This is a genomic window from Microcystis sp. T1-4, from assembly GCF_000297435.1.
Taxonomy (GTDB): Bacteria; Cyanobacteriota; Cyanobacteriia; order Cyanobacteriales; family Microcystaceae; genus Microcystis.
The window spans coordinates 1-5,743 of the sequence record NZ_CAIP01000068.1; the positions used below are offsets into that span (position 1 = coordinate 1).

7 protein-coding genes are annotated in these 5,743 nt (G+C 39.3%); all 7 read left to right on the forward strand.

Features of this window, described 5'->3' with window-relative positions; translation table 11 throughout:
• Positions 1-98 precede the first annotated feature (98 nt).
• The 7 genes from MICAI_RS03675 (at position 99) to MICAI_RS03700 (ending at position 5,114) form a co-directional block, all read left to right on the forward strand.
• Positions 99-488 carry a hypothetical protein gene (locus MICAI_RS03675; RefSeq protein ID WP_008197928.1) on the forward strand — a complete coding sequence of 130 codons (390 nt, stop codon included), beginning with the start codon at positions 99-101 and terminating at the stop codon, positions 486-488.
• A gap of 320 nt (positions 489-808) precedes the next feature.
• Positions 809-1,165, forward strand: coding sequence for an iron-sulfur cluster assembly accessory protein (locus MICAI_RS03680; protein ID WP_008197930.1), 357 nt, complete (start codon positions 809-811; stop codon positions 1,163-1,165).
• 50 nt (positions 1,166-1,215) lie between these two features.
• Positions 1,216-1,443, forward strand: coding sequence for a hypothetical protein (locus tag MICAI_RS25670; RefSeq protein WP_008197932.1), 228 nt, complete (start codon positions 1,216-1,218; stop codon positions 1,441-1,443).
• Positions 1,444-1,710: 267 nt separating this feature from the next.
• Positions 1,711-1,896 carry a hypothetical protein gene (locus MICAI_RS03685; RefSeq protein ID WP_008197934.1) on the forward strand — a complete coding sequence of 62 codons (186 nt, stop codon included), beginning with the start codon at positions 1,711-1,713 and terminating at the stop codon, positions 1,894-1,896.
• A gap of 257 nt (positions 1,897-2,153) precedes the next feature.
• A complete protein-coding gene (locus MICAI_RS03690) occupies positions 2,154-2,756 on the forward strand; it encodes a J domain-containing protein (protein ID WP_008197935.1) in 603 nt (200 codons plus the stop codon).
• Between the two features lie 2 nt (positions 2,757-2,758).
• Positions 2,759-3,823, forward strand: coding sequence for a hypothetical protein (locus MICAI_RS03695; RefSeq protein ID WP_008197936.1), 1,065 nt, complete (start codon positions 2,759-2,761; stop codon positions 3,821-3,823).
• 232 nt (positions 3,824-4,055) lie between these two features.
• Complete coding sequence (locus MICAI_RS03700; protein WP_008197941.1) at positions 4,056-5,114, forward strand: D-alanine--D-alanine ligase family protein; 1,059 nt, start codon at positions 4,056-4,058, stop codon at positions 5,112-5,114.
• Positions 5,115-5,743 lie beyond the last annotated feature (629 nt).

Consider the following 5,743-nt stretch of genomic DNA (forward strand, 5'->3'; position numbering starts at 1 on the left):
ATATATTTGACTATACTTTTACTAACTATCGGTTACACTGATGATAAACAGGAAAATTTGCTCAGACTATCACCCCCCGGAAAGAGGCAGCACTAAAGATGATATCTAGAAAAAATTTTAGCCAAAGCCAGCAAGTACCAATCGGTAAAACGAGAATTATTCAGGGAGCAACTGGCACTTTAATGCTAATGACTCTGCTTTCTCTCCTCTTAGTGCCACCCAGTTTAGCATCTCCTGAGCCACCCAATTCGGTCATCGCCGCTACCCGTCAAGATTTGAGTCGGAAAACCAAGATATCCGTTAATCGCTTGCAAATTCAAGCAGCACAACCACAAACCTGGCCCGATGGTTGTTTAGGATTAGCTAAACCGGGAGAATTCTGTACTCAAGCACTGGTGCAAGGATGGCGAATTATTCTGACTGATAACCAAAAAACTTGGGTTTATCGCACCGATAGCAGCGGCACTAATCTCCGCTTAGAAAAGTGAATTTCTTTGGCTCTTTTCCGGCTGCTTTTTCGGCATCCCCAAAGTAGCGTTTTCCTGATTTGATTATCGTCCCCCCAGGGTTGGGTGATGAAAATCGGCTGAGAATGGCTCTAGGGTTTGTTTCAAGAATCTAGTCGTCTCTGGCAACCCTATTTAATTAATAATCCCAGTTTTTTGCTTCTTTTTGCTCTATAACTCCTGCGAGGCTGGAAAAAGTAAACAGTAATCCAGTCATCAGCCCTCAACTATCGTTAAGATGGATAGGAGAAGGTAAAGTTTTATATGTCCCCTTCAACTGCGTTTAGGAGTTCCTGCTAAAGATGACACAAGCTACTCAGATTCAAGGAAAAGGAATTTTACTCAGTGAGGCTGCCCTCAAACACCTTACCATGCTCAAAGAGCAAGAGGGCAAGGATTTATGTTTGCGCGTGGGTGTGCGTCAGGGTGGTTGTTCGGGAATGTCCTATATGATGGATTTTGAGCATCCTGGCAATATTGGCCCCCAAGATGAGGTTTTCGATTACGATGGCTTTAAAATCGTCTCTGATAAAAAAAGTCTGCTCTATCTCTACGGTCTCATGTTAGATTACAGCAACGCGATGATCGGCGGTGGTTTCCAATTCACTAATCCCAACGCCAGTCAAACCTGTGGCTGTGGTAAGTCTTTTGGCGTTTAATATTTTCCCGGGGTGATACCTTTCACCCCCGCCTCCCAGAGGCGTTTTTTTTGGCCAAAACCCTTGACAAAATCGGAGACTTGCCTATCCCTCCAATATTTTACGAATGGGCAATTAATTTTGCACGACTACTTAATAATCAGGCGATGATAGTAATTAGTTTCCTGTATCGCCTTTTGTCAATTGTTTTCTATCTAGAACAAGCTCATCAATTATGTCTCTGGCCAGCTAAGGATTTAAAGGATTTAGTCGATTTATGCCCTCCTATCGAACCATAACAAGTAACGAAGAGCCTAAATTTTGAGATCACGGAGTAGGACGTTTAACCTGTTTCCTCTCGTTCTCACGGTCGGAACCACTGACAAGCATTCTAGCATCCAAGCCGTCCTTAAAGGACGGGGTTAAACCCAAATTTCCGGTAAGTTGTGTTGAGAAATGTGTAGAGTTGCCGCCGACCCTTGACTGGAACCTAAGCTCTCGTGATAACTTGTATAGGAGTTATCGACAAGACACCATCAGCTAGACAAGCCCCTTGCAGTTTCTCTATGTTTCACCCCAACCAATCGGAACCCCGTGAAGATATCCGCGAGTATGTAGCTCAACTACAACTTCACATGGCTTTACAAGCTCGTAATCTCGTGCCTAGTCTGACTAATACTAGAGATAGTCGCGAGAAACTGCTGCAGGATACCCAAGCAACCATCGAAAAAATCGTTTCCCGTCATTTCTAGTTGACTGATTTTACCATAGTCATTTGAGCCGCAGGACAGGCAAGACAATTGCCACTGCGGCAAGGGGTTATTGACTTAAATCTATAATATCCCAGCAATTTTTTTTATGATTACCCACTTGATAAAGTGGCCACAGCAGTGGTATTAATTTAAGATAGGAAGTTTTCGGGAGTCAGTCGTCGGTCGTTCATACCAAATTAGCCTACACTTCATCTTGATAAGAAAGGCTAGATTTTTTGCAGCTTCTTAGGGAAATTATGACCACTAATCCTCTTAACTCGCTCATTTTAGAGCAGATTAGTCATATCTGTGAGCAATACTCGATCGAAAGTCGTATTCTCGAAGATTTTGCCGATTTTGTCATCAAAAACCACCGTAAAAAGTCTCCTAAACCATCGTTAACTAAATCAAAAACTACAGCCACCACCACCACAGGCTCAAAAGTTAAACCTTTAACTCTAACGCAACTTAAACAGGCAGTTTATGCCTATTTTGAGGTTAGCAATACCACAGAATTAAAAAAATCGAGTATGTTTCAAATGGCTACTAGAGCCTTTGATAACATCAATTTATCTCAGCGAGAAAGTTGGGAAAAAATTTACAGAGAGTATGTAGGTATTTTACCAGAAGAAGATGGAGAAACTGGTAAGCATTGTATTAATGGTATTAATATATTTAAGTATTTTTATCCCTATCGTGTTTTCGAGCTTGATCCAAAAACTGCCAGCAAGGAAGACATTAAAAATGCCTATTATCGTCTTTCTAAAATCTATCATCCTGATAACCAAGAAACAGGAGACGCAGAAGTTTTTGATTGTTTAACTGTCATGTATAAGTCTATCACCACGGAGATAAAATAATCATGCCTCAGAAAGCAAATACCTTCCTGATCCGGGATACCGAATTAGCTCAATGGTTTTCTATTACTCTTGAAAAACTAGACAAAATTGTTGATATTTTTGATGCTGATCCTAATGATGATTGGGATTTAGTTGAAGGTGTCGATTATCAATTTGTCAACAAAAAAGATAAAGTTAGAGTGTTTTCTTTTGAAGGTGCTTTAAAAATTGCTTCCTATATTGATCAGCATGAAAAGCGAGGAATTATATACAGATTTAGAGAATTTTTTACTAAGCACGATCAAAAAATTCGTCGCTCTTTGGCACGAAAATTAATTTTTAATGAATTGGCTGACTCTGGCGAAATTAAAGTTTATCAAGGAGTGGCTATGATTCATAAACAGAGTTTGCGGCGAATTTTAAAAACTAATGGAGCCAAGCTAAATCAAACATTCAATAATCTTAAACTCCACGAATCTTCATCTTTGAAAGTTGATGATGAAGAACTTGCTAAGGTAATCAAAAATACTAAAACAGAAGTTCGTCCTTTAAAAATAGGAGTAGATTTTTACGAAGATGAAAAAAGAGAGTTTTGGTTCTCTGAAAGTGGAGTTGTTCGCATTTCTAAATCCATGAGTGAAACTTTGACGAATAAATCGCGCCAAGAAATGTGTAAAATGATTGAAATCGAGTTTCCTCTTGCCTTTAAAGAAATTCAGGAAAATCTAGATGACGATACCAAACAAAAAATCGAGATTGAAAAGGCTAAAAAACGAGCTAAAACTAGAGATAAAAACACTTGTCAGGTGACAGGGCAAAAACCGGATAGAAATAATAAATTTAATCTCGCTGTCCATCATCTTTACTCTGTCCAAAAATATCCCCATCTAGCGACATTAGATCTGAATTTGGTGACTATTAAAGAAGAAATTCACCAAGAATTCCACGGTAATTTAGGGGGATTTCATCAACCTTGTACAATCGAGGATTTTATCGAATTCTTGCACGTTTACTATCCCGAACATCATGGTAATTTAGCCTTAAAACTTCAGAAAACTAAGAAAAAACTGGAAAAATTAGCTAAATAATCATTCAATTTGGGGGTGTGAATAGCTCCAAGGTGATTATCCATTTTTTGAGGGAAAGAACGACCATATCTCATCATGAGCGATAATTAATTTATCTTGAGGTTTTGCCAAAACTCCTATCTCACGAGGAACAGCCGCATCTAAATCATTGGCAACTATTGTCAACTCCGCCCATAGTATATATGATAGTTGAACTCTAATTTAGGATCTAGCTGGGTCTAGAGAGGATAATATGGATAAGATCAAGGTAGGATTGTTGTTTGGTGGTCGATCGGGAGAACACGAGGTATCTATCAATTCGGCTCGATCGATCCTGCAAGCTTTTAATTATCCCGAAAATCTTGACAAATACGCAGTTATCCCCTTCTATATCGATAAAAATGGCTGTTGGCATTCGGCAGCAACTGCTAGACAAATTTTAACCTCTGGGCAACCCCTAGCTATTGAGAGTGATATAAAAGTCAATATCTGGCAATTTCCCCCAGAAGTGAGCGAAATTGAGGTTTGGTTTCCAATTCTCCACGGACCGAATGGAGAAGATGGAACTTTACAAGGATTACTCACTCTCATGCGGGTTGCTTTTGTGGGTAGTGGGGTACTGGGTTCATGCTTGGGAATGGATAAAATTGCCATGAAAACTGCTTTTGCAGCCGCTGGATTACCCCAAGTTAAGTATAAGGCCATAACCCGCTCGCAAGTGTGGTCAAATGCCTGTGTTTTTCCGCAATTGTGCGATCAAATCGCCGAGGAAATAGGTTATCCTTGTTTTATTAAACCCGCTAATTTAGGTTCTTCGGTGGGTATTAGTAAAGCTCGCAACCAGCAAGAATTAGAGGCTGCTTTAGATAGTGCTGCTAGTTATGATCGACGGATTATTGTTGAAGCAGGAGTAACCGCAAGGGAGATCGAATGTGCGGTTTTAGGTAATGATAATCCCCAAGCTTCTTTGGTGGGAGAAATTACTTTTGATAGTGATTTTTATGACTATGAAACTAAATATACTGATGGGCGATCGAGTATGGTGATTCCCGCTAATATTCCTGATAAAATTGCTAATCAAGTGCGAGAAATGGCTGTAGAAGCATTTAAAGCTGTGGATGCTGCGGGATTGTCGCGGGTGGATTTTTTCTATGTGGAGAAGACTGGGGAAGTGTTGCTCAATGAAATTAATACTCTGCCGGGGTTTACTAATTTTAGTATGTATCCCCAACTCTGGAAAGCCACTGGTTTAGAGTTTGAGAAATTGGTCGATAAATTAGTGCAATTAGCTTTAGAAAAACAGGAAAAATAAGGTTAATTTAACACCATTTCTAGGATAGTAATTACCTAGTCTAAGTAACTGGTTCTAATTAAGTAGAAGATAAATTTTGTCTTTGATCCCTCCTGCCTCCTAGGGCTGAGGCTCTTCTAGGTTCTGTGTGATAAGTTTAATTGACATAGGATCGATCGATCTTTGTGTCCTTTGTGTCTTTGTGGTTCGTTCCACCCCCTCGCTCTTGAGAAATGTATCTTAGAATACATTTTACCCACCAAACCTGGGAGAGCCGGGCTGATTCATTTAAATTAAGTACAGATGATCTTCAGTCAATAAATTTGACTGAAGATTCTCAAGTTTACCTTTTTCTAACCAAAAGAGTTAGCCACAATAATTAATCTTTAGTCTTCTGCCAATATTTATTATGAATAGATTGATAAAGCTTGTTCTCAAGCTACTAAAAGCCTATCTCTCCTGAAATTGTCTGAGAGTAAATTCTGTTAATTTAGCTAATTTTTCTGCTTCTTACGTCGATAAAACTATCAGTTTTTCCTAACGTTCAGCTAACCACCTCTGTCCCTCCATTATTGAGAGAAAACCCAAACCTCTGAAAAGATTCAATCCTATAGTTGTGAGAATTGACCAATTGCTTGCTGCTTGAAAAT